At 70.9% G+C, this 3,177-nt stretch carries 3 protein-coding genes and 1 pseudogene; 1 reads left to right on the forward strand and 3 read right to left on the reverse strand.

Going from position 1 to position 3,177, the window contains the following annotated elements:
- Positions 1–17: 17 nt before the first annotated feature.
- On the reverse strand, positions 18–533 hold the full coding sequence (locus tag VBO01S_RS31150) for a response regulator transcription factor (protein WP_062483003.1): 516 nt from the start codon (positions 531–533) through the stop codon (positions 18–20).
- 235 nt (positions 534–768) lie between these two features.
- Here VBO01S_RS31150 and VBO01S_RS31155 point away from each other — a divergent pair, with 235 nt between their 5' ends.
- Positions 769–1,806: an AraC family transcriptional regulator gene (locus tag VBO01S_RS31155; RefSeq protein WP_062483006.1), complete on the forward strand. Its 1,038-nt coding sequence runs from the start codon at positions 769–771 to the stop codon at positions 1,804–1,806.
- Here VBO01S_RS31155 and VBO01S_RS31160 read toward each other — a convergent pair.
- Positions 1,803–2,765, reverse strand: coding sequence for an ABC transporter substrate-binding protein (locus tag VBO01S_RS31160; protein ID WP_062483009.1), 963 nt, complete (start codon positions 2,763–2,765; stop codon positions 1,803–1,805). The genes VBO01S_RS31155 and VBO01S_RS31160 overlap by 4 nt on opposite strands.
- Before the next feature lie 39 nt (positions 2,766–2,804).
- Positions 2,805–3,177, reverse strand: a pseudogene (locus tag VBO01S_RS32950) (cytochrome c); the annotation flags it as partial.

Raw genomic sequence — 3,177 nt, forward strand, 5'->3', positions numbered from 1 at the left:
CGCAAGGCCGCCTGAGCTCAGCCGCGCGCGGGCCCGGACCCCGGGAAACTGATCACCCGGCGCTGCGCCGCGCCCGAGGGGCGCAGCAGCCCGCGCCGCGTGGCCTCGTGCACGGCCTGCGTGCGCGAATGGACCGACAGCTTGCGGTAGATGCTCTTGATCTGGCTGGCGACCGTGCTGTCGGAGCGGTGCAGCGCCTCGGCCACGCGCCGGTTGCTCCAGCCCTGGGCCACGAGTTCCAGCACCTTGAGTTCGCGCGGCGAGAGCAAGCCCTCGTCGCCGGTTTCTTCTTGCGTCCGGTCGAGCCCGTGCGCCGCCAGGGCCGCCTCCTCGATGTCGCACAGGATCTGCCGCGCCGTACGCGCAGCCGCCCACACGTCGCCGCGCTCGACCGCCGCCATCAGGTTGGCCAGCTCCAGCTGGTTGGCCTGGGCAAAAAGCCGCGCCGCGGCATTCGCGGCCACGGCGGGGCTCAAGGGCGGTGCGTCGTCCAGTTCCGAAATGGCACGCAGCTCGGCGCTTCCTTTGGACATGTCAATGCTCGCTCGGTCGATCAACGCTGGGAGAAAAGTAAACCTAGTGTCCCTGTGCAATGAAATTGCCATGCAGGACGCCTGCTGCGAGCCTGAGGTCGCTTTGTAAACAGCCTTGACCTTCCGTCTCAGTTCTTGGGAGAATTTCGCAAAATCTGTGATTTTTAACGCTTAGTTAGTACTATTTGTCGGGCATGGACCCTCCAGCCCCTTGGCGCCGCTCCGACCTCGCCCTATGACGCACAGCGCCGCCACGGCCCCCGAACGCCCCCTCTGTCCCCCGGGCGTGGCGCACAGCCATTTCGACGTGCACGCAGAGCCGCCCGACCGGCAGTTCCTGGCCTGGCGCGCACGCGTCGGCCATGTGATGGACGCGCTGCCCTCGCGCGACGCGCTCGAGCGCCCCTTCCACGCCGCGATCGACCGCTACGACGTGGGCGGCCTGGTCTTCACCGAATGCCGCTCCGACACGCTGGTGCTGGAGCGCTCGCTGGCCCGCGTGTCGACCGACAGCGTGCGCGACTTCGTGTTCCATGTGTTCGAGGAAGGCGGCGTGGACGACCTGCGGGTGCGGGCCACGCCGGGTGCACGCCGCAAGGGCGAAGCGCCGCCCGCCCCCGCCGGCACGCCCACGATCCTTGCGCTGGACATGAACCAGCCGGTGCGCATGCGGCGCCACGACTGCCGGGTCCACACCTTCTTCGTGCCCGGCGCGCTGGTGCAGGAGAGCTTCCCCGACCCCGAGGCCCTGCACGGGCGCACGCTGGCCTGCACCACGCCGCTGGCGCGGCTGGCGGCGGGGCACGCGATCTCGCTGGCGCGCCACATCGGCGGCATGACGCCGGCGGCGGCCCAGAGCGCGGTGCGCACGGGCGCGCAGCTGGTGGTGTCGGCCTTCGGCAAGCAGGCCGGCTTCGACGGCAACGCGCGCGCGGCGGCACGCGCCGCCATGTTCGACCGCGTGCGCCGCCATGTGCAGACGCACCTGCACCGCGCCGACCTCACGCCCGAGAGCGTGCTGGCCGCGCTGCAGCTGCCGCGCCCCACGCTGTACCGCATGTTCCAGCATGAAGGCGGACTGGGCAGCTACATCCGCAGCCTGCGGCTGCGCCAGGCGGCGAGCGACCTGGCGCGCTACCCGCATGTGATGGTGACCGACATCGCCTACGGCGCCGGCTTTCGCAGCGCCTCGGACTTCAGCCGCGCCTTTCGCCGCGCCTACGGCATCGCGCCGCAGGACTTCCGCGTGCAGGCGCTCGAACGGCGGTTCTAGGCCGCCGTGCCGAAGCCGGTGTCGAACGTGCCCTTCACGTCGAGCGGCTGCTTGATGAGCCCCACCTGCCGGTAGAAATCGGCCGTGCCCTGCTGGTCGGCGATGACCTGCGCGTCGATGGGAATCCACTGCTGCTGGCGGCGCTCGAACTGCAGCTTCGCCGCCTCGGGCGGAATGCCGATGATGCGTGCCAGCGTGGCCGAGAACGCATCGACATTGCGGTACGACCAGCGCTGCGCCTTCACCACGCGCTGCAGAAAGTCCTGCAGCACCGGCCGCTTGGCGGCAATGGCGGCGTCGGTCGCGGCGAGGTAGCTCAGCCCCGGCAGCAGGCCGCGTCCGCTGACCAGCACGCGCGCATGGCGACTGATTTCGGCCAGCGCGGTGTAGGGCTCCCAGGTGGCCCAGGCATCGACCGAGCCTTGCGTGAGCGCGAGCTTGGCATCGGCCGGCGCGAGGAAGCGGATGTTCACGTCCTCGGGCTTCAGCCCCGCCGCCGTGATCGCCTTGAGCGTGACGTAGTGGCCGATGGAGCCGCGGTTGGTGGCGATGCTCTTGCCCTTGAGTTCGGCAGCGCTCTTGAGCGGCGAATCGGGCCGCACCAGTACCGCCGTGCCGTAGGCGTCCGAGCGGTTCGCGCCGATGGCCTTGACGCGCGTGCCGGCCGCGAGCGCGAAGATCAGCGGCGCATCGCCGATCGGACCCGAATCGACCGCGCCCGCGTTGAGCGCTTCGGCCAGCGGCGCGGCGGCCGGGAACTCCGACCACTGGATGTCGTAGCCCAGCCCTTCGAGCCCGCCCGCCGCTTCGAGCAGCGCGCGCAGCCCGCCCTTCTGGTCGCCGGCCTTGAGCACCGGGCGGCCCTGCGCGCGGACGAAGGCGGGCAAGGTGGCGGTCGTGGCAGCGGCGAGGCCGCCGGCAAGCAGCTGGCGGCGCGATCGATTGAGGTGTGAGGTCATGGGTTCGTTCTCCGTAGGAAGCGATGAAAAAAAGAGAAATCAGTGGATGAAGCCGCCCTTGACGAAGCGCACCGGCTCGGCGTCCATGCGGGCGATGAGCGCGCCCAGGCCATCGGGTGGCAGCACGGCGCCTTTCGCCGAGACGGCCGGCGGGCTGTCGCTGCGGCACAGCAGGTCGTCGTCGGACCAGCCGGCCTGTCCCGGCTGGCCGCGCACGCGCAGCCAGCCGTCGCGGTCGGCGATCAGCTGCATGCCCGCGAGCTGGTCGGTGCCCGCGATGAGCGCCAGTGCCTCCCACGCGGCCGGTGAATCGGCCACGCAATCGGCGGCAATGCCTGCGGCCTTCGCCCCGGGTGGCAGCAGCTGCACCGTCACCAGGCGCGGGTCTTCGCTCGGCGCGACCGCGCCCGCC

It is taken from the genome of Variovorax boronicumulans NBRC 103145, assembly GCF_001591345.1.
In the GTDB taxonomy this organism is placed as follows: domain Bacteria; phylum Pseudomonadota; class Gammaproteobacteria; order Burkholderiales; family Burkholderiaceae_C; genus Variovorax; species Variovorax boronicumulans.